This window comes from Umezawaea endophytica, from assembly GCF_025061645.1.
In the GTDB taxonomy this organism is placed as follows: Bacteria; Actinomycetota; Actinomycetes; order Mycobacteriales; family Pseudonocardiaceae; genus Umezawaea; species Umezawaea endophytica.
The window spans coordinates 1-19,776 of the sequence record NZ_JANYMP010000011.1; the positions used below are offsets into that span (position 1 = coordinate 1).

Sequence of the window (19,776 nt, forward strand, 5' to 3'; positions counted from 1 at the left end):
CTTCCGTGGCGAAGCGTTGTGCGTCCCATCTGTTGTGGGCTTCCAGGAGTTTGCGGCCGATGCGTTTGAGATCGGCGATGTCACGGTCGTTTAGGTGGTCGGAGAACGTGGCGGCCACGGTGTCCCGGTAGACGGCGGCGGTGGTGTTCTCGACCATTCGTCTGCCTTCCTCGGTCAGTACCGCGTGTACCAGCCTGCGGTTGCCCGGTGGCTGTTCGCGGGCCACCCAGCCGCGTTTGACCAGGCGTTCTACCAGGCGGGTCACGCCGCTGGGGCTGACCGCCAGCAGGTCGGACAGGTCGAGCATGCGGAGCCTGCCGCCGTTCATCTTCAGCCGGTAGAGGGCCGAGTGCTCCAGCAGCGAGCAGCCCGCCACGGCTTCCATGCGCTCGCTCATGGCCGCTTGGGACGCCTCGACGCCCTGGTGCGCGTACAGCCAGGCCAGCAGGGCGTCGGTCGGCTCGGTCATGGTGGGCATCCTAGCAATTCGCTTGACTCCGGAATGTTTTCACCGTCAATCTTTCCCCATGAAAACATTGGTCACGGGTGCCACCGGCGCTCAAGGCGGTGCCGTCACCCGCCTGCTCCTCTCCCGAGGTCACGCTGTTCGCGCGCTCACCCGGAACCCGGCGACCGCGACCCACCTGCGTGACGCCGGAGCCGAGGTGGTCGGCGGTGACTTCGACGATCCCGCGTCGCTCGTGTCCGCCCTGAACGGCGTCGACGCCGTGTTCGCGGTGACCACGCCGTTCGGCACCGATCCCGCAACCGAGGCGCGGCAGGGGATCGCGCTGGTGGACGCGGCTGCCGACGTCGGCCACGTCGTGTTCACGTCGGCCGCCAACGCCGATCGGGGCACCGGGGTCCCGCACTTCGACAGCAAGCAGCGGATCGAGGAGCACCTGGCGGGCAGCGGGGTGCCGTGGACCGTGCTCGGGCCTGCCGCGTTCGTGGACGACAAGTTCGGCGACTGGACGTTGAGCGGGTTGCGGAACGGGGTCCTCGGGCTGCCGATGCCGTCGGACGCGCCGCTGCACCTGGTCGCCGTGGCCGACATCGCGGCTGTCGCGGTGCTGGCGCTGGAGCAGCCGTCGCGCTTCGCCGGGGTGCGGCTCGACCTGGCAGGCGAGGTGACGACGCCCGTCGCGATGGCGGAGGCGTTGGAGAAGGCCATCGGGTCGCCGATTCGGCACCACCGGCCGCCGCTCGAGGTGATCGAGCGGCATTCGACGGACCTGGCGTTGATGTTCCGCTACTTCGCCGAGGTGGGGATGGACGTCGACGTGGCCGCCCTGCACGCGTCGCTGCCGGAGATCACCTGGACGCGGTACGCCGACGTCGTGGCGCTGCAACCGTGGAGCACGCTGCTCTGAGACCGGGTGCGGTGGTCGCGGCCACCGCACCCGGATCAGGCTAGGAGGCCTCGGCCCAGGAGGAGATCATCCGGTACGCGATGGACGCGCCGGGGGCCAGCAGGAGGTCTTCCACGCTGCCCGGTTCGGCCAAGGCCTGCCGGACCTGGGCACGGCTGACCCACTTGGCCTGGGCGATCTCGCCGTCCGCCGGTACCAGTTTCTCCGTGCGGTCCGCGGTGGCGGTGAAGCCGACCATCAAGGACCGGGGGAACGGCCACGGTTGGCTGCCGAGGTAGCGGATTGACGTGACGTTCACGCCTACCTCTTCTTCGATTTCCCTGGCTACGCATGCTTCCAGGGATTCGCCTGCTTCTACGAAGCCCGCCAGGACTGAGTAGCGGCCTTCCGGCCAGCCCGCTCCCCTGGCCAGCAGCACGTTCTCGCCGTTGACGCCGACGCCGTCGTGGACCAGGCAGATGACGGCGGCGTCGGTGCGTGGGTACTCCTCGTGCGAGCACTTCGTGCACACGCGGGCCCAGCCGGACTTGACGGAGTCTGTTGGGGAGCCGCAGCGGGCGCAGAATTTTGCGTTGCGGTGCCACGCGAAGGCCGCCACGGCGGAGGTCAGGAGGCCCGCGCCGGTGTCGTCCAGCAGTGCGCCCACGGCCCGCAGGTCGAGCCATTGCGGTTCCTCGGTCAACTCCGGGAACTGCCACGCGCGTGCGGCCGTGACCTGCACGTCCGTCTCGTCGTCCGCGAGCGGAACGCCCCAGTACGCCACGCCGTCCTGCTCACCCAGCAGGACGGCGGTGGCGGGCGGGGCGTCGCCGAAGTCCGGTGCGGGCTGGTCCACCAAGCGGGAGCCCTTGTCCACCACCAGGGTTCGGCCGCGCTTGTCGATCACCAGCACTCTGGACTTCGGCCACAGTGCGGCCAGGCGTTCGGTGTCCGCTCGCAGTGGTTCGCGTCGGTCGACGGTGAACCTGGAGAGTGCGGGCGGGCCGAGCAGTTCGAACGGGCCGGTCACGGCAGCGTCACACCGCCCAGCGCCTTGAGCTGCGGCGCGAGCTTGTCCGCGTCGCCGACCAGGACGCCGGTGAACGCGGTCGGGGCGAAGAACTCCAGTGCCGCTGCGGCGACTTCCTCGACGGTGACCTTGGCGAGTCGCTCCGGGTGGGCCACGAACCAGTCCAGGTCGAGGCCCAGGCCTGCGAGGCTCACCAGGAACGACGCCAGGCCGCCCTGCGACGAGGTGGCGGTCAGGAGGGAGCCGATGGCGTACCGGCGGGCCACGTCCACCTCGTCCGCTGTCGGCGGTACGAGACCGAGGCGGGCCAGTTCGTAGCGGGTCTCCAGCAGGGCGGCCGCCGTCACGTCGCTCGCGGTGTCCGCGTCGATCATCAGGCTGGCGCCGTGCGGGGTGAACTCCGGGTGCGAGCGGGCGCTGTAGGTGTAGCCCTTGTCCTCGCGGATGTTCTCCACCAGGCGGGAGGAGAAGAAGCCGCCGTAGACCAGGTTCGCGATCTGGAGCGCCGGGTACTTCGGGTCGGTCCGCTGGACCGCGCGGGCCGCCAGCCGGATCTGCGACTGCACCGCGCCGGGGCGGTGGATCAGCACGACGTCGCCGGCCGCGACCTGGGGCAGCGGGCTGATCGTGACGGCTGTGCCCTCGCCGGTCCAGCCGGACAGCACGGACTCGACCGTGCCGATGACCGAGTCCGGGTCGATGTCGCCGACCAGCACGAGCACGGAACCCCTGGGCAGCACGGCCTTCGCGTGCAGCGCGACGACGTCCTCGCGGGACACCCGCGCGACCTCCTCGGCCTCCGGCATCTCCTTGGCGAACGGGTGGTCGCCGTAGAGGTGCTTCTGGAGGGCTTCGCGGGCGATCACGTTCGGCTGCGAGCGGGCCAGCGCGATCCGCTCGACGAGGCGGTCGCGTTCGCGGTCCACCTCGTCGGCCGGGTAGGTCGCGCCGGTCAGCACGTCGCGGATCACGTCGAGCACGGTGTCCAGGCCGGTGGCCAGGACGCTGCCGGAGATGCTCAGGCGCTCGGGGTCGACGACCGCGTCCAGCTCCGAGCCGACCAGCGCCAGCTCGGTGTCGATCGCGATGCGGTCGCGGGTCGCGGTGCCGGTGAGGATCGTGTTCGCCAGCACCTCGCCCCCCGCCGCGTGCTGCGAGCCGACGCTGGTGGCCGCCGGGTCGGCGAACGGGATCCGCAGGCGCACCTCGACCATCGGCACGGACGCGCGGCGGACCGCGATCACCCGCAGGCCGTTGGCGATCGTCGTGTCCACGGTGGACAGGTCGGCGGGCGCGCGCTGCTCGCCCAGTTCCGGAAGCGGGCGGGGCCCCTGCTCCGTGCGGCCGATCTCCTCGGCGCTGCGGTGCGAAACGGGGACGCTCACTCGGTACCTCCGGCGGTGGCGGGGTTGACGATCAGGACGGCGCGCGAGTCGGGACGCAGGGCCTTCGCGGCGGCGGAGACCTCGTCCACGGTCACGGCGGCGATGCGGTCCGGCAGCTCGTGGATCAGTTCGGCCCGGCCGAACAGCAGCTCCGCGGACCCGAAGGCCAGCGTGCGGTTCGTGAGCCGGTCGTGCTCGCGGTGCATGGTGGACGCCCAGCGGGCCGTCACCTTGGCCAGCTCCTCGACCGTCGGCGGCTCCTCGGCGAGGAGCTGCAACTCCTCGTCCAGCGCGGCGATGACCCGGTCGACGGGCACGTCCGGCGCGTGGATCGCGGTGATCGTGAAGCTGTCCGGGTCACGGGCCTCGAGCGGTCCGAACAGGCCGCAGCCCGCGTTGATGTCCGTGACGATGGCGTCGCGGTGCACCAGGCGCTGCTGGAGGCGGGAGCCGTCGCCGTCGGTCAGCACGCCCGCCAGCACCAGGTAGGCGAGGTAGGCGTCCAGTTCGGTCACCGGGTCCGGGACGCGGTAGCCGATCGCGACGGCCGGGAACGGCGCGTGCGGGTCGGTCTGCTCGGCGCGGATCTCGCCCTTGGGGGCGTCCTCGGCGAACGACGGGCGCTCCGGCACGGTCCGCGCGGGGACGTCGCCGAAGTGCTTCTCGACCAGTTCGGTCGCGTTCTCGACGGTGAAGTCGCCCGCCACGGTCAGCACGGCGTTGCCCGGCGCGTAGTAGGTGTCGAAGAAGGCCGCGCAGTCCTCGACGGTCGCGTTCTCCAGGTCGGTGAAGTCGCCGTAGCCGTTGTGGGCGTTCGGGAACGTCTTGAACAGCACCGGGGGCAGCAGGATCCAGGGGAAGCCGCCGTACGGCCGGTTCAGCACGTTGAGGCGGATCTCCTCCTTCACCACGTCGATCTGGTTGTTGAGGTTCTCCTGGGTGATCTTCGGGGCGCGCATGCGGTCCGCTTCGAGGAACAGCGCGCGCTCCAGTGCCGCCGACGGCAGCACCTCGTAGTAGTCGGTGTAGTCGGGGTGCGTCGATCCGTTGAACGTGCCGCCAGAGGACTGCACGTGCCGGAAGTGCGCGAGCTTCTCCAGGCTCTCGCTGCCCTGGAACATCAGGTGTTCGAACAGGTGCGCGAAGCCGGTGCGCCCTTCGGGCTCGGACCGGAAGCCGACGTCGTAGTGCACGCTCACGCCGACCACCGGGGCACTCGTATCGGGGGCGAGCACCACCCGCAGTCCGTTGGGAAGCGTGAACCTGTGCAGTTCGGGTAGCGCCATACGAGCAGCCTACGGCTTCTGGCCCCTGAGTGATCGGAGGTGCCCCGCCTGGGCGAGCACACCGTCGAGCGCGCCGAGGAACGCCGGGAAGTGCCGGGCGAACCGGCCGAGATCCGGGCTGCTCTCGGACTCGCCGAACCAGTACAGGCCCGGCGTGCCGCCCGTGCCGGACGCCAGCGGGGCGAACGCGCCGAGCCAGCGGTCCGTCGCCCCGAGCACCACGGCGTAGGGCAGGGAGCGGGAGAAGACCATCTCGCGGTCGGCTTCGGGGATGTCGCCCGGCGAGACCGCGTGGAGGTAGCCGCGCAGGCCGCGGACGTGCTCCAGCAGGGCGCTGCCGCGCTTGGTGCGGGCGGGCATCGAGCGGGCGCCGACCGTGAGGGCCAGGCCCGCGACCACGACGACCAGCCCGAGCAGGGCCGCGCCGCCGCTGAACGCGAGGCCGACGGTGAGCCCGACCCCGGCCACCGCGAGCACCACCCCGTAGAGCGACCACCGGCCGCGGACGGCGTCCGGGCGGCGGGTGAACCAGTTCTTGTCGACGACGTCGGTGTAGAGGCGGTCGCGCACCTCGCCGAGGTCGATCTTGCGGCTGCGCAGCTCGGAGACCAGCACGGAGTCGGTGCCGTCCGGCAGCAACGCCGCGAAGACCGCGCGCTCGTAGCCGGACAGCGAGTCGTCGACCGGGTTGCGCCGGACCAGCGTCCAGTCGAGCACCCCGCCCGCCGACCCGACCTCGGAGATCCACAGGTAGTTGCGGACGGCGAGGTCGATGATCGTCGCGGTCACGTCCACCACGTCGACGTGCTCGTCGACGACCGTGCCGACCTGGCCGGGGAGCACCCCGTCCGGCGAGGCGAACGCGACGCCGCCGCCGGGTCCCGCGACCAGCACGTCGACCGGTCCGACGTCGGCGGCCAGCGCGCGGGCGTCGCGGCCGCGCAGGAACCAGATCAGGGCGAACCCGCCGACCAGCACGACCACCAGCACCAGCAGCGCGACGGCGCCCGCCGGGGTGAGGGCGAACGCGGCGGCCAGGCCACCGCTCTCCACGACCCTGGCGTTCGCGGGCGCGGCCCCGTCCTGGAGGCCGACCGCGATGTCGACCCGGTCGCCGGGCGCCAGGCCGACCTCCTTCGCCCGCACGCCACGGCCGTCACCGAGTTCGGCGGTCGTGCACGGCGACGACGAGCTCGGCGGACCGGCCAGGCACGTCACCGACCTGGGCGCGTCCGGCGCGATGACCGACAGCGAGACCGAGTCGAGGGGGGTGTCCCACCCACTGGCGGGCTGCCAGCGCAACTCCAAGGTGTCACCGATTTGAGCGACTGCGCCGATCAGCACGTAGTGAATAGTGGAGGTGCCGGAGTTCACCGAGACGGTGAACTCCTCGGCGTTCGCGGACGCCGAGCCAGAGCCCTCGACGGAGGCGTCATTGATCTCGAACACCCGGTCGCGGTTCTCGCCGACGGCGATCCGCAGCGGCACCGTGCGCCGCGCGGTCGTGCCCTCGGGCACCGTGACGACCTCGGTGACGGTGACCTTGCCGTCGCGTTCCAGCTTGAGCCGGACATCGGTCCCGAAGGCTCCGGGGAGCGGCTGGCCGCTGGTGGGTTGGGCGGACGCGGGCCCCGCGAGACCGCACAGCGCGACCGCGCCGATCAGCGCCACTCCCCAGTTTTTCAACACGGCCGCGGACAATAGCGGAGTCCGCCTATGCTCTTGTGCTGATTCGGGTAGAAGCGATAATGGGGGAACCTCAACCAATGACGCAACCACCGCCGCCGGGAGGCTGGCCGCCGCCCCGACCGGTAGGGCCGCCTCCGCTGCCCGCGCCATTGCACCCCCAGCAGCAGCCGGGTCAGGGGCCCCCGCAGCAGTCACAGTGGCCCGGCCTGCGCCCCCAGCCGCAGCAGGCCCTCCCGCCGCTGCCGCCGCCGCGCCCGGTCATGCCGCCACCGATGGCCGCGCCGCCGCCCGGCGCGTGGGGCCCGCCGCCGCCCCACCAGACCCAGTTCCAGCAGCGCCCGGTCCCGCCGGGTCCGCCAGGCCCGCCCGGCTGGGGTCCGCCGCCGCAGTACCCGCCCTACCAGCCTAAGAAGAGCAACGGCCCGGTCCTCGCGGGTGTGCTGTTCGCCGTCGCGATCCTCGGCATCGCGGTCATCGGCGTGGTCGCCGCCACCGGCACGGCCAGCCGCGCCAGCGACGCCGGGTACGCCGGGTACTCGACGTACAGCTACACGCCCCCGACGACGACCACGACCACCGCGGCGACGACGAGCGGCGGCCGCGCCAGCACCAGCCGCTCCGCGACCGCGTCGGCCACCTCGTCGAAGCCCGCGGGCCCGAAGGCGGTGATCAAGCTCGGCGACAACCCGATCCACAAGGCCGGGCTCGGCGCGTTCGACATCGACGGCTGCCCGCTGCCCGGCATGGACTACTCCCCCGCCGGTCAGGACAGCTTCCTGCGGGCCGCGCTGCCGTGCATCGAGAACATGTGGAAGCCGTCGTTCACCAAGGCCAACCTGCCGTACCAGCCCGTCGAGCTGGTCATCGTCACGTCCGCCATCACCAACCCGTGCGGCCAGATGGGTCCGGACCGGACCGCGATGTACTGCGACGGGACGATCTACTGGACGGCGAACTACTACGCGAGCGAGCAGGGCTCGAACAACCCGAACCACCCCGGCAAGTACCTGGGGCAGCTCGCGCACGAGTACGGTCACCACATCCAGTGGCTGTCCGGGATCCTGCGGGCCTCGGGCGAGGCGCAGTACGACAAGGGCGGCTGGGACACCCCGGCAGGCCTGGACCTGAACCGCCGCAAGGAGTTGCAGGCGACCTGCTTCGGCGGGATGACCCTCGCACCTCTCTCGCACGGTGCCATCCCGAGGGACGTGATCGACGTGGCGCTGCGCGACGCGAGCACCAGGGGCGACTACCCCGTGTACCCCACCCGCGACCACGGCGCGCCCGAGCGCAACGCCCAGTGGGTCATGGACGGGTTCACCAACAACGAGACGAGCGCCTGCAACACGTGGGTGTCGGACCCGCAGAGCGTTAGCTGACGGGTGGGCTACGGGGGCGTGACACCGCCGCGCGAGTCGGCCGGTGCGCGCGTCGTGGATGATGGTGGCCAGGTCAGCAGCGGTGGCGGGAGCTCATCGACTGGTGGCGCGGGTGGCGGTGGCGTGGTCGAGGGCTTGGTCGAGGGCGACGACGGGGTGGCTGTGCGGTCTGGTTCGGGAGCGGTCGGGGTGCCGGATGACTCGGCGGCGGTTTCGGCCGTCGAGGAGCAGGAGGCCGGGCGCACGCCGGTGGACGCGACCGCCGCGGTCGAGGAGCCCGCACCTGCGGAAGCCGTGACTCCGGTGGCTGTGACCCCGGTGGCCGTGACGCCGGCGGCGGCCGAGGACGATCTGCCCGCGAACGACGAGGCCGTCCCACCTGCGGCGGCCGATGAGCCCGCCGACGGGCTGGCCACGGTCCCGGCCGCAGAGGAGCCGACGCAGGCCCCCGGCGAGCCGGACACCTTCCTGACCGCCGAGGCGATGGAGTTCTTCGCGGTCGCGGGCGCCGGGCCCGATCCCACCGCCGCGTCCGCCCCGGCCGCCGAGACCCCGGTCGCCAAGACGTTCGGCGTGCCGGAGATCTTCCGCGCCTCCGAGCCCACCCAGTTCCTCATGCCCGTCCAGGTCGAGCCCGTCGAGCAGGGCGAGCTGTTCGAACTCCCCAAGGTCGTCCGCGACCCCGACGACGTCGACACCGTGGTGTTCACCGGCGTGCTCGACACCGACGACCTGGACGAACCGCGGCCCACCCCGGCCGAACCCCTGGCAGCCGAACCACTCGCGGCCGAGCCCCTGGCGGCCGAACGCCCGAAGAACAGCCCGGCCGTGCTGGTCAGCGTCTTCACCATGATCATCTGCTCCGTGCTCGGCCTGGGCCTGCTCAGCCGCCTCGACGCCCGCGAACCCGTCGCGGGCCGCCCCGTCGCGGCCCCGTACACGGCGGCCATGGCCCCGACCAGCACCGAGCCCGCACGCCCTCGCGCCGTGCAACGCCTGGAGGACCACCCGCTCCTGGTCAACCCGAAGTCGCTGCCGCAGATCACCTGCGACCTCCCGGTGTTCGGCACCTCGGACCAGCAGTTGGCCGCCTACTACAAGGCGGGCGTGACCTGCCTGGACAACGCGTGGGGCCCGGTGCTGAAGGAGGCGAACCTGCCCTTCGAACCGCCGTCGCTGGACGCCGCCCCGGAGCTGTCCAACGGCCCGTGCGGCGCCGCCCCCGCGTCGGAGGACGCCGTCGCCTACTACTGCGGCCGCAACCGGATGATCTACATGCCCACCGGCAGGCTGCGCGAGAACGGCGGCGGCGACCGCCCGGCGACCCACCTCGCGACGCTGGCGCACGAGTACGGCCACCACGTCCAGGCCATGACCGGCATGCTCCGCGCGGCGGACCTGAAGATCGTCGGCGCGGGCGAGAAGACCCCGGCGGGCCTGGAGATGTCCCGCCGCATCGAGCTACAGGCGAACTGCTTCGCGGGCATGTTCCTCGGCGCCGCGGCGGGCCGGGGCTCCATCAGCGCGGAACTGGCCAACCGCGCCGAGGAGGACTTCCAGTACGCGATGGAGGAAGCCCCCGACAAGAACGCCCACGGCAGCCCGGCCAACCAGGGCGACTGGGCGCTCAGCGGTTTCGAGGCCAACACCACGAACGCCTGCAACACCTACGCGGCTCCGGCGGCCGAGGTCGGCTGACCCCCGGCCCGATCACCCCGCCGAGATCAACCGGGGCACCGGCTTGCTGATCAGGTACACGTAGAACCCGCCCGCCAACCCGCTCAGGCACAGCATCAGCGTCTCCAGGCGCTGCGACAGCGGCGCGGCGTCCGACACCGCCCCCGCCGTCTGCACGGTGAAGTCGCCGGACGTGTCGGCGGGCAGCAGCACGTCCACCGACTCCCGCTCCCGGTGCCCGCACCCGTCGAGCGGGACCGTCCGGACCTTCCCGTCCACGGTCACCTCGACCTGGTCCAACTCCTTCTTCCCGCACGACGCGGGCTTCACCACGGTCGCCGTGACCCGGATCCTTTCGCCCGCGCCGGACAGCGGCCACCACACGGCGACCGCTGTGCCCAGTCCCACCAGTGCGACGACCAGGAGGACCAGCCCCCAGGTCACCGGGCTACGCCTCACCGCCACGCGGAGGATCGTCGCAGACCGCGCGTTCCCCGGTAACCCCGCCCGCGCAGTTGATGATCAACTGAGCGGTACCTGAAGCCGGGCCGCTCCCCGAGCGGGAGTGGGCCGACCGGCAGCAGAATGTGCTGGTGTCTACTGCCGCGCGGGTACTGGTCATCGAGGACGCCGAGGCGATCGGCGCCGCCGTGGGATCGGCGCTGCGCGACGCCGGGTACCAGGTGCAGTTGCGCCCGGACGGGCGGGAGCTGGAGAACGACCTGGCGCGGTTCCGGCCGGACCTGGTGGTGCTGGACGTGATGCTGCCGGGGCGGGACGGGTTCGCGCTGCTGGAGGTGGTGCGGCGGTCCAGCGGAGCGGGCGTGGTGATGCTGACGGCGCGCGACGGGGTGGCGGACCGGCTGCGCGGGCTGGACCGGGGCGCGGACGACTACCTGGTGAAGCCGTTCGTGCTGGCCGAACTCGTGGCCAGGGTGAGCGCCGTGCTGCGTAGGCTGGGTCGCACGCCGTCGACCGTGCAGGTCGGCGACCTGGTGGTGGACGCCGATTCCGGCGTGGTGCTGCGCGGGTCCGAGCCGGTGGAGCTGACGGCGACGGAGTTGCGGCTGCTGCGCTACCTGGCCGCGCAGCGCGGCCGCGTCGTCGGCAAGACCCAGATCCTCACGGCCGTGTGGGGCTACGAGGACTACGACCCGAACCTGGTCGAGGTGCACGTGAGCGCGTTGCGGCGCAAGCTGGAGGAGAACGGCCCCAGGCTGCTGCACACCGTCCGCGGCCTCGGGTACGTGCTGCGGGCCGACGAACCGTGAGCAGGCTGAAGACGGTCTCGCTGCGCCGACGGGTGACCCTGTCGGTGATGATCGTGCTGTTCGCGGTCATGGTCACGCTGGTGTTCACCGTGGACGCGCTGTTCGCGTCCCAGTCGAGCCGCGACGTCGAGACCGTCCTGCTGGACCGGGCGCGCACCGCGCAGCAGTTGGCGAAGACGCAGAAGTACACCGGCAACCAGTTGGTGCACAAGGTCGACGGCATGGGCGTGCAGGTGCTGCTGACGATGCCGAACGGCATGACCTACGGCACCGCGCCGGACAACGACGAGCGGTTCAAGACCGTGCAGCGCGACCTGCCGGACGGGTCGTCGATCACGCTGTACGGCGACACGACCGTGCTGTCCGCCGCGCAGATCAGGCTGCGGAACCTGCTGGCCGCCGTCGGTCTCGGCGCGCTGGCGGTCACGGCGGGCGCGCTGGTCTTCGTCGTGCGGCGGGCGTTGGCGCCGCTGGACACGATGACCACGCTCGCCCGCTCGATCACCGGCGGCCACCGCGGCAGGCGGCTGAACCCGTTGCGCACCAACAACGAGCTGGGTCGCACGGCGGCGGCGTTCGACGACATGCTGGACTCGCTGGAGGGCGCGGAGGCGACGGCGCGGGCGTCGGAGGAGCGGACCAAGCGGTTCGTCGCGGACGCGGCGCACGAGCTGCGCACGCCGATCACGGGCGTGCAGGCCGTGGCCGAGGCGCTGATGCAGACCGGGTTGGACGAGGCGGGCGCCGAGGAGCGCGACCGGATGAACCTGCTGCTGGTCCGGGAGTCCCGCCGGGCGGGCAGGCTGGTGGACGACCTGCTCGCGCTGGCCAGGATCGACGCGGGCCTGGAGTTGCAGTTCGAACGGGTGGACCTGCTCGCGCTGGCCGAGGCCGAGGTCTCCCGCAGCACGCTCCTGGCCCCGGACCTGGACATCGAGGCCGAGGGCGCCCCGGTGGTCGTCGACGGCGATCCGCAGCGGCTCGCGCAGGTGCTGGTCAACCTGTCCGACAACGCCCGGCAGGCCACCGGTCCGCAGGGCAAGGTCCGGTTGACCGTCGGCGTGTTCGCGGGCCGTGCGCTGGTGACCGTGAAGGACAACGGGCCGGGCGTCGCGTTCCGGGACAGGGAACGGATCTTCGACCGCCTGACCCGCCTCGACGAGGCCCGCGACCGCCGCCACGGCGGCTCCGGCCTCGGTCTGGCCATCGCCCGCGGCGTGGCCCGCGCGCACGGCGGCGACCTCACGTGCGCCGTCCCGGACCCCGGCGAGCCGGGCGCGGCGTTCGTCCTGTCGCTGCCGCTCGCGTCGCGTTGACGGGCCACCGCTCACCGGTGGCCCGCTCTCACGACTCGTCCGGCGGGGTCACCTTCTTGATGTACAGCAGCCGGTCCCCGGCCTCGATGGCGTCGGCCGCCGACGCGTCGACGCGGTACAGCTTCCCGTTCCGCACGACCCCCAGCACGATGTCCGGCAGGTGCCGGGGCGAGCCGCCGATCTCGGACGGCTCCACGTCGCGTTCGGCGATGGCCAGCCCGGCGTCGGGCGTGAGCAGGTCCTCGACCATGTCCACCACGGACGGCGTCGCCGTGGCCATGCCCAGCAGTCGGCCCGCGGTCTCGCTCGACACGACCACGGAGTCCGCGCCGGACTGGCGCAGCAGGTGCTCGTTCTCGCGTTCCCGCACCGACGCGACGATCTGGGCCTTGGGCGCCAGTTCCCGCGCGGTCAACGTCACCAGCACCGCCGTGTCGTCCCGGTTCGCGGCCACGACCACGGCCCGCGCGTTCGGCACGCCCGCGACCCGCAGCACGTCGTTGCGCGTGCCGGAGCCGTGCACGGTCACCAGGCCGATCGAGGACGCGGAGTCCAGCGACTCCTGGACGGTGTCCACGACCACGATGTGGCTGGGTGACACGCCGTCGCCGAGCAGGGCGCTGACCGCGGAGCGGCCCTTGGTCCCGTACCCGACCACGACCACGTGGTTGCGCACCTTGGTCCTCCACTTCTGAATGCGGAACGCCTGCCGAGATCGCTCGGTGAGGACTTCGAGGGTCGTGCCGACCAGGACGATCAGGAACAGCACCCGCAGCGGGGTGATGACCAGGACGTTGACCAGGCGCGCGGACGAACTGGCGGGGGCGATGTCGCCGTAGCCGGTGGTGGAGAGGGAGACCGTGGCGTAGTAGACGGCGTCCAGGAAGGACAGGCCGTCGCCGTTCACGTCGCGGTAGCCGTCGCGGTCGAGGTAGACGATGACCACGGCCATGAACAGGGCGGCGGTGGCGCCGACGACCCGTTTGATGATGGCGCGGGCCGGGCTTTCCGGTGCGTCGGGCATCCGGATGACGCCGACCAGCGAGTGGTCGGGCCGGTCGGTCAGCCGATCGGCAGGGTTGAGCCGCCGGATCATGACAGCCTCTCAGGGAGTGATCGCCACAACCGGGCGGCGGCTTCGGCGCCTCGTAGCAGCAGGGGCAGGACTACCCGCTCGTTCGGAGCGTGGATCCGATCATCCGGCAAGGTGGCGCCGAGGTAGACGACGGGCACGCCGAGCGTGGCGTGCAGGACCGCGGCGGGGCCGGAACCGCCGGTGCGGCTGTACCGGACCGGCTGCTCGAAAGCCCCTTCGACGGCGTCGCGCACGGCGACGGCGGCCGGGTGGTCCACGTCGATCGCGTACGGCGGCGTGCCCTCGCCCCGCAGCACCACGGCGGCCGTGACGCCGTGCGGGGTGTGGGCGGCGACGAACTCCCGCAGCGACTCCGCGATGGCCGCGGGTTCCTGGTCCGGCACGAGCCGGAACGACAGCTTCACCGACGCCTCGCGCGGCACGACCGTCTTCAGGCCGGGCCCGGTGTACCCGCCGCTGATGCCGTTGACCTCGGCCGTCGGCCGCACCCACACGCGTTCCAAGGTCGACCACCCCTTCTCCCCCGCCACAGCCTGCGCCCCACCCGCGTTCGCCGCGAGCCAGTCGGCCTCGTCGAACGGCAGGGCGGCGTGGTCGGCGCGCTCGGCGGCGGTCGGCTCGACCACGTCGGCGTAGAAACCGGGCAGCCTGACCCGGCCGTCGTCGTCGTGCAGGGCGGCGACCAGGCGGGCGAGGGCCGTGGCCGGGTTGGGCACACCGCCGCCGACCCGACCGGAGTGGACGTCGGACGTGCCGCCGGTGAACGTGACCTCGGCGCCGAGCACGCCGCGCTGGCCGGTGTTCACCGTGGGCGCGTCGCGCGCGTACAGCGGTGTGTCGGTGAACACCACGAGGTCGCACGCGAGGTCCGCGGTGTGCCGGTCGAGGAGGTCGGCCAGGTGCGGCGACCCGGACTCCTCCTCGCCCTCGACGAAGAACTTGAGCGTCACGGCCGGAGCGGGCGCCCCGGTCGCAGCGAGGTGGGCGCGGACGCCGAGCAACTGCATCGCGACCTGGCCCTTGTCGTCGCTGGAGCCGCGCCCGAACAGCTCCTCGCCGACCACGACCCCGGCGAACGGCGGGTGCTCCCACGCCTCCGGCGGGTCGACGGGCTGCACGTCGTGGTGCCCGTAGACCAGCACGGTCGGGGCGGCCGGGTCCTCGGCGGGCCAGCACGCGTACACGGCGGGCAGCGCGGGCCCGTGGTCCCAGACGGCCACCTCCGGCCACCCGTCGGCGCGCAGCGCGTCGGCGAGCCAGTGCGCCGACCTGGCCACGTCGCCGTGGTGCGCCGGGTCCGTGCTGATCGACGGGATGGTGATCCAGTCCCGCAGGGACGTCAGGAAGTCATCCGCGAGGGCGGCGACGGCCGCGCGCTCGGGCGGTTCGGGATTTACCCGATCAGCGGTCACGACGGGGAAGAGTAAACCGTGAGCCGGGCCGCCGAACGCGAGTCCGCTCCGTTCGGTCCACCGACCCGCGCCTGGGGGACGGTGGTCACACCGGCGTCGCCGACCAGTGGAACAGGTGTTCGACAACGGCGAATTCACACGTCCCCCGAACGGTTCACCGGCCCCGTCCGCGCGGCCGGGCGCGGCTCGTGGCAGTGTTGCGGCATGGAACCTGCCCGTGCCTCTTCGCGGTCGGCGCTCGCGCTGGCCGCACTGCTCGGCGCCGCCGGGGTGACGCACTTCGCCAAGCCCGCGCCGTACGACGCGATCGTGCCGCGCGCGCTGCCCGGCGAGCCCCGGACCTGGACTTACGCGTCCGGTGTCGCGGAGTTGGCGGTGGCCGCCGCGGTGGCCGCGCCGAAGACCCGCAAGCTCGGCGGCTTGGTCGCCGCGGGGTTGTTCGCGGCGGTGTTCCCGGCCAACGTGAAGATGGCGCTGGACTACCGGCACCGGGGCCCGCGGGCCAAGGCGATCGCGTGGGGCAGGCTGCCCCTCCAGGTCCCGCTGATCATTTGGGCGCTGCGGGTACGCCGTTCGGCGGCATGAGACCGCTGCCACTCGGCACCGCCGGAACCCCCGCGGGTGTGATCTGATCACACACGGCTGCCGGTAAGGCACCCAGCGCTGTTGACCACTGTCCTTGACCCGGCAACGACCCATAGGATGCCCGAGTGCAACCGCTCCTCCACCAAGCCGCGTCGGCACTTGGTTGGCGCGGCACCGTCGTACCCGACGTGGCCGTGCTCGGCCACCAGGTGTCGGCTGTCGTGCGGGTGCGCGACGACGTGCACGAGTGGCGCACCGCGAACGGGTGGCCTCCCCAGGCCGACCCGTCCTGGTTCCGCTCCTGGTTCGAGCCCACCGCGCACGACCAGCTCCCGGTCTCGGCCGTCGAACTGGTGGGCGTCCTGGTCGGCGAGTCCACGGTGGACCGCGCGCTCCAGTCGTGCGGGACGCTGATGACGCTCGCCCCGTGCGCGGTCGTCCTGCCCGGACCGCAGGGGCGCGAGTCGTGGCCGCTGATCGAGCTGGACTACTACGGCATCGGTGTCGTGGCCGCCGAGGAGACCGGTTCCGGGGAGTCCGGCTACACCGCCGAGCTGCTCGTGCCGCCGGAGGACCGGTCGACCGAGTTCGGCCCGTCGCTGTTCGGCCGCTGGCTGCTCGAGGTGCTCTACGACCGGGTGCTCAAAGAGGTCCCGGCCTCCTCCCGCGTCAGCTCCTAGACCCGTCCGGCACCGACCGGATCAGGGTCCGCAGGCCCTCCGCGTCGAGCAGGTCCGTCGGCCTCAACGTGTGGTCGTGCCGCACGTAGTGGAACGCCGCCCGCACGCTCTCCACCTCGGCCCCCGCCAGCGCGGCCCACGCGAGCCGGTACGCGGCGAGCTGCACCGACAGCGCGGGCAGCTTGTCGGCGTCCGGCACGGCGCCGGTCTTCCAGTCCACGACGGTCCAGCCGCCGTCCGGGTCCGCGAACACGGCGTCCATCCGGCCGCGCACGGACATCCCGTCGACCTCGGCTTCGAACGGCACCTCCACGTCGTGCGGCGTCCTGTCCGCCCAGTCGCTGGCCAGGAACGCCCGCTGGAGCCGATCCAGCTCGGTGTCCGGGGCCGCGCCGTCGTCCGCCGCGCCGGGCAGCTCGTCGATGTCCAGCAGCCTGCTCGCGCCGAACCGCTTCTCCAGCCACGTGTGGAACGCCGTGCCGCGCCGGGCCATCGGGTTCGGCGGGAACGGCAGCGGACGGCGCAGCCTGCGGGCGAGCTCGTCCGGGTCGGTGGCCAGTTCCACGAGCTGGCTCACCGACAGGTGCTCGGGCATGGTGACCCGCTCCCGCCGGTTCGCCGCAGCGGCCCGTTCGGCGAGCAGCACGTCCACGTCCCGCGACCAGCCCTCCGGGTCCAGTTCCTCCTCCTCGTCGAGGGGAGCGGGCTCGTCGAAGTCGTCCCCGACCGGCGCGCTGAAGACCGGCCCGACATCGACCGCGGCGGCGGCGACCGGCGACGGCTCACGCCCGACCGGCGGTTCTTCGTGGTCGGCTCCGACAGGCTCGTGGTCGGCTGGCGGCTCGTCGTGGTCGGGCTCGCCGTCCTGCGGTAGACCGTCGTCGTAGTCGGCGGGCGGCTCGTCGTAATCGGGTTCGTCCTCCGGCGGCGGGCCGTCGTCGTGGTCGGGCGGCGGCTCGTGGTCGTCCTCGTCCGGTGGCGGCTCGAACTCGGGCGGGGGCTCGGGCAGCGGGGCCTCGTCGTCGGCGGGCGGCACGTAGAGGTCGCGGCGGGCGGCGTCCCGGCGCTGGTCCAGGGCGGCCAGCACCATCGTGGCGCCGTCCGCGACGGCCGTGCGCCGCTTGCCGAGCGGGTCGGCGGGCCACAGCGCCGTCTTCTCCTCGCCGGTCAGCGGGTTCGGCTCGTTCTCGGCGGGCGGGTCGGCCCACGCGACGACGTCACCCGGCGGGTGCTCGGCCGTCTTGAGGACCTCGTGGATCTCCACCAGGAACGGCGACGGCCCCTTCACCTTCTCGCCCGTCTCGCCCCACCAGTGGCCGGACACCAGCAGGCTGTGCTCGGACCGGGTCAGCGCGACGTAGAGGAGGCGGCGCTCCTCCACCAGCCGCCGCTCCTCGAACTCGTCCGCGTGCAGGCTGAGGGCCTCCTCCACCTCCTTGCGGTTGGCGCCGCCGGGGACGCGCAGCTTCGGCAGGTCGGCGGCGTCACCGCGCAGGTCGGCGGGCAGCTCGGCGACGGCCTTGAGCCAGCACGACGTCTTGCGGCGGCCGGGGAAGACGTCCTTCACGACGTGGGGCACGGCGACGATGTGCCACTCCAGGCCCTTGGCGGAGTGCATGGTCAGGATCTGCACCCGGTTCTCGGCGACCTCCACCTCACCGGGTTCCAGGCCGTCCTCGGCGTGCTCGGCGGTGTACAGGTAGTCCAGCAGCGACGGCAGCGTCGCCGAAGGGCTGGCGGCGGCGAAGTCCGAGACCACGTCGGCGAACGCGTCCAGGTGCGCCCGACCGACGCCGCCGGGGCGCGCCATCGCCTCGATGTCCAGCAGCAGCGTGCGCTCCACGTCCGCCACCAGTTCGGACAGCGGCTGGTCGAGCCTGCGCCGCAGGGTCGCCAGCTCGCCGCCGAGCCTGCGGATCCGCCGGTAGCCCTCCGGTGAGTAGGCGGCCGGGTCGCCCGGATCGTCCAGCGCGTCGGCCAGCCCCGCCTGTTCCGCGTGCTCGCCGGGCAGCGCGTCCGCCAGCACCGACAGCGGATCGTCCACAACGGACTGGCGGCTGGGCGCACCGGCCAGCTCGCGCGCCCGCTGCCACAGCGCCGCGAGGTCGAAAGCCGCTACGCGCCACCGGGACCCGGTCAGCAGCCGGGCGGCGGCCGTGCCCGCGAGCGGGTTCACCAGCACCCGCAGCGCGCTCGTCAGGTCGCGCACCTCCGGCTCGTCCAGCAGCCCGCCGAGCCCGACCACCTCGACCGGCAGCCCGCGTTCCCGCAGCGCGGCGGCGATGGCGCCCATGTCCGCCCGCCGCCGCACCAGCACGGCGGCCGTGGGCGGGGTGTCCTCGGCGTCCAGGTACTCCCGCCACTGCGCCGCGACGGTGTCGGCCAGCCAGTCCAGCTCCTGCCGCACGTCCGGCAGGAGCGCCACCCGCACGTCACCCGGCCCGGCCCCGTCGCGAGCGCGCAGCTCGTCGACCTCCAGCCCCGCCGCGCGCAGCGGTTCGGACGCCGCGTTGGCCAGCGCCAGCACCTCGGGTGGGTTGCGGAAGCTGGTCAGTAGCCCGTACCGGGTGGCCGGTTTCCCTTGCGCCGCGGGGAAGTCCGTGGTGAAGCGGGGCAGGTTCGCCGCGCTGGCCCCGCGCCAGCCGTAGATCGCCTGCGCCGGGTCGCCCACCGACGTGACCGGCATCGGCTCGCCCTGCCCGAACAGCGACCGCAGCAGCACCCGCTGCGCGTGCCCGGTGTCCTGGTACTCGTCCAGCAGCACGGCCCCGTACCGCTCGCGCTCGCCCTGCGCGACCTCCGGGTGTTCGCTCGCGAGCCGGGCGGCGAGGCTCATCTGGTCGGCGAAGTCCATCGCCGCCTCCCGCCGCTTGCGCGCCTGGTAGGCCTCCAGCAGCGGCAGCAGGTTCACCCGCAGGCGTTGGGCGGCGATGATGTCCCGCAGCTTCTCCGGCAGCCCGTCCTTCTGCCGCGCGGTCTTCGGCGCGTTCTCGATCACGCCGATCAGCCACTCGGCGTGCGCCCGCAACGCGTCGGGCTCGACCAGGTGCTCCCCCAGCTCACCGGCCAGCGCCAGCAGGTACCCCGTCACGGTCGCCGGGATCTTGTCCGTGTCCAGGTCCTCGGTCCACGTCGACACGACGCGGTGCGCGAGCTGCCACGACGACGTCTCGGTCAGCAGCCGCACACCGGGTTCCACCGGCAGCCGCAGCCCGTGCTCGGTCACCAGCCTGCCCGCGTACGCGTGGTAGGTCAGCACGACCGGCTCGGCCGTCATCACCGCCGCCCGCCGCTCCCCGCTCGGGTCCAGGTCGTCCAGCAGCTCCGACCCGCCGAGCCGCCGCAGCCGCAGCCGGATCCGCTCGGCGAGCTGCCGGGCCGCCTTGCGGGTGAACGTCAGCCCCAGCACCTGGTCCGGCGTCACGATCCCGTTCGCCACCAGCCACACCACGCGGGCGGCCATCGTCTCGGTCTTGCCCGCCCCGGCGCCCGCCACGACCAGCGCGGGTTCGACGGGCGCGGCGACGACGGCCGCCTGCTCGGCGGTCGGTTTGGGCAGCCCGAGAGCGGCGGCGACCTCGAACGGACTGGCGAAGCTCATGCCCTGGTCCGGAGGTC

General features: G+C 72.7%; 16 protein-coding genes. 7 read left to right on the forward strand and 9 right to left on the reverse strand.

Going from position 1 to position 19,776, the window contains the following annotated elements; genetic code table 11:
* The coding region (locus tag NZH93_RS22675; RefSeq protein ID WP_259625181.1) for a MarR family winged helix-turn-helix transcriptional regulator at positions 1-469 on the reverse strand (469 nt) is incomplete at its 3' end.
* Positions 470-527: 58 nt separating this feature from the next.
* Here NZH93_RS22675 and NZH93_RS22680 point away from each other — a divergent pair.
* Positions 528-1,373 carry an NmrA/HSCARG family protein gene (locus NZH93_RS22680; protein WP_259625182.1) on the forward strand — a complete coding sequence of 282 codons (846 nt, stop codon included), beginning with the start codon at positions 528-530 and terminating at the stop codon, positions 1,371-1,373.
* Between the two features lie 40 nt (positions 1,374-1,413).
* Here the strand turns inward: NZH93_RS22680 and nudC are convergent, their stop codons facing one another.
* Genes nudC through NZH93_RS22700 form a run of 4 tightly spaced genes read right to left on the reverse strand, consistent with a single transcriptional unit; the run spans position 1,414 to position 6,742 of the window.
* Positions 1,414-2,382 carry an NAD(+) diphosphatase gene (nudC, locus tag NZH93_RS22685; RefSeq protein ID WP_259625183.1) on the reverse strand — a complete coding sequence of 323 codons (969 nt, stop codon included), beginning with the start codon at positions 2,380-2,382 and terminating at the stop codon, positions 1,414-1,416.
* Complete coding sequence (locus NZH93_RS22690; RefSeq protein ID WP_259625184.1) at positions 2,379-3,767, reverse strand: M16 family metallopeptidase; 1,389 nt, start codon at positions 3,765-3,767, stop codon at positions 2,379-2,381. Before NZH93_RS22690 ends, nudC begins: the two co-directional genes overlap by 4 nt.
* Entirely contained in the window at positions 3,764-5,053 is a 1,290-nt protein-coding gene (locus NZH93_RS22695) for a M16 family metallopeptidase (protein ID WP_259625185.1), read from the reverse strand. The genes NZH93_RS22690 and NZH93_RS22695 overlap by 4 nt, the downstream gene beginning before the upstream one ends.
* A gap of 9 nt (positions 5,054-5,062) precedes the next feature.
* The gene (locus NZH93_RS22700) at positions 5,063-6,742 is read right to left on the reverse strand and encodes a DUF2207 domain-containing protein (RefSeq protein ID WP_259625186.1); all 1,680 of its coding nucleotides are present in this window, start codon (positions 6,740-6,742) and stop codon (positions 5,063-5,065) included.
* 77 nt (positions 6,743-6,819) lie between these two features.
* Between NZH93_RS22700 and NZH93_RS22705 the strand changes: the two genes are divergently transcribed.
* Together NZH93_RS22705 and NZH93_RS50765 are read left to right on the forward strand one after the other, a co-directional pair.
* The gene (locus NZH93_RS22705; RefSeq protein ID WP_259625187.1) at positions 6,820-8,121 is read left to right on the forward strand and encodes a neutral zinc metallopeptidase; all 1,302 of its coding nucleotides are present in this window, start codon (positions 6,820-6,822) and stop codon (positions 8,119-8,121) included.
* Positions 8,122-8,310: 189 nt separating this feature from the next.
* Positions 8,311-9,819: a neutral zinc metallopeptidase gene (locus NZH93_RS50765; RefSeq protein ID WP_259625188.1), complete on the forward strand. Its 1,509-nt coding sequence runs from the start codon at positions 8,311-8,313 to the stop codon at positions 9,817-9,819.
* 12 nt (positions 9,820-9,831) lie between these two features.
* Here the strand turns inward: NZH93_RS50765 and NZH93_RS22715 are convergent, their stop codons facing one another.
* Entirely contained in the window at positions 9,832-10,263 is a 432-nt protein-coding gene (locus NZH93_RS22715; protein ID WP_259625189.1) for a hypothetical protein, read from the reverse strand.
* 128 nt (positions 10,264-10,391) lie between these two features.
* On the opposite strand from NZH93_RS22715, the gene NZH93_RS22720 reads away from it, so the two are divergent.
* Both NZH93_RS22720 and NZH93_RS22725 read left to right on the forward strand, forming a co-directional pair.
* Positions 10,392-11,069, forward strand: a complete 678-nt coding sequence (locus tag NZH93_RS22720) for a response regulator transcription factor (protein ID WP_259625190.1) — start codon at positions 10,392-10,394, stop codon at positions 11,067-11,069.
* The gene (locus tag NZH93_RS22725) at positions 11,066-12,385 is read left to right on the forward strand and encodes a sensor histidine kinase (protein ID WP_259625191.1); all 1,320 of its coding nucleotides are present in this window, start codon (positions 11,066-11,068) and stop codon (positions 12,383-12,385) included. The genes NZH93_RS22720 and NZH93_RS22725 overlap by 4 nt, the downstream gene beginning before the upstream one ends.
* Before the next feature lie 28 nt (positions 12,386-12,413).
* Here NZH93_RS22725 and NZH93_RS22730 read toward each other — a convergent pair whose 3' ends face one another.
* A complete protein-coding gene (locus NZH93_RS22730) occupies positions 12,414-13,481 on the reverse strand; it encodes a potassium channel family protein (protein ID WP_259625192.1) in 1,068 nt (355 codons plus the stop codon).
* Positions 13,478-14,893, reverse strand: a complete 1,416-nt coding sequence (locus NZH93_RS22735; protein WP_259625193.1) for a M20/M25/M40 family metallo-hydrolase — start codon at positions 14,891-14,893, stop codon at positions 13,478-13,480. The genes NZH93_RS22730 and NZH93_RS22735 overlap by 4 nt, the downstream gene beginning before the upstream one ends.
* 204 nt (positions 14,894-15,097) lie before the next feature.
* Between NZH93_RS22735 and NZH93_RS22740 the strand changes: the two genes are divergently transcribed.
* Entirely contained in the window at positions 15,098-15,478 is a 381-nt protein-coding gene (locus NZH93_RS22740) for a DoxX family protein (RefSeq protein ID WP_259625194.1), read from the forward strand.
* Between the two features lie 125 nt (positions 15,479-15,603).
* The gene (locus tag NZH93_RS22745) at positions 15,604-16,158 is read left to right on the forward strand and encodes a hypothetical protein (protein ID WP_259625195.1); all 555 of its coding nucleotides are present in this window, start codon (positions 15,604-15,606) and stop codon (positions 16,156-16,158) included.
* On the opposite strand, the gene NZH93_RS22750 is transcribed toward NZH93_RS22745, so the two are convergent.
* Positions 16,148-19,759, reverse strand: a complete 3,612-nt coding sequence (locus NZH93_RS22750; RefSeq protein ID WP_259625196.1) for an ATP-dependent helicase — start codon at positions 19,757-19,759, stop codon at positions 16,148-16,150. The genes NZH93_RS22745 and NZH93_RS22750 overlap by 11 nt on opposite strands.
* Positions 19,760-19,776: the final 17 nt, after the last annotated feature.